This window comes from Arthrobacter sp. Y3223164, from assembly GCF_059091005.1.
On the sequence record NZ_JBNHGF010000761.1, the window covers coordinates 1 to 667 of the forward strand.

Sequence of the window (667 nt, forward strand, 5' to 3'; positions counted from 1 at the left end):
ACCCCCGGGACGGAGCGGGCGGCGACGGCCGCGACCTTTGCCACGGCGGCTTCGGAGATGGTGGTGCGTCCGGGGGCGTCCGGGATGCCAAGGCCTGCAGGCTGATGCGGGTCAACCGCTGCCGGGGCCGGCGCCGGCGCGCCCGGGACGCCGACAGGGGCGGTCACCGGGTGTGCCCCGGGCGATTCGCCCGCGGACGGGGCAGCAGGCCGATCCTCGTTGTGCATCTGTTCTCCCCTGACGCTGTGATGACTCTCAGGGCAAGCCTAACGCCTCATTCCCCGCAGTGTTCGGACAGCCAGTCCTTCACCGGTTGCAGGGCCCGGGCAAACCCGGCAGCGTCGAAGCGGCCGGTTGCGGACGCGTGATCCAGTTGGTCCTCCACCCTGTCCAGGTGGTCCCCCAGCCGCGGCGGAACGTCGCGGCTGAATTCGTCCAGCTCATCCTGCAGCGCCTCCAGGTCGGAGTCCTCCACGCCGGTCATGAAGCCGAGCGGGACCAGCAGCAGGGAGGCGACGTTTGCGGCCACGGCGGCGCAGGCGTGGTCCCGGCTCTTATAGCTGCCCCAGTCAGCGGCGTCTCCTCCGGCTCCCCCGCTCCCGTCGGCGGGACCAGCCCAGTCCGACGTCGGCGCCTGGCCGGGCGGCGACGTGGCCGGTCGGTCGGT

At 72.6% G+C, this 667-nt stretch carries 1 protein-coding gene and 1 pseudogene; both read right to left on the reverse strand.

Going from position 1 to position 667, the window contains the following annotated elements; translation table 11 throughout:
• Nucleotides 1-227, reverse strand: a pseudogene (locus tag AC5RUJ_RS17855) (hypothetical protein); the annotation flags it as partial.
• Nucleotides 228-274: 47 nt separating this feature from the next.
• The coding region (locus AC5RUJ_RS17860) for a hypothetical protein (RefSeq protein WP_494156465.1) at nt 275-667 on the reverse strand (393 nt) is incomplete at its 5' end.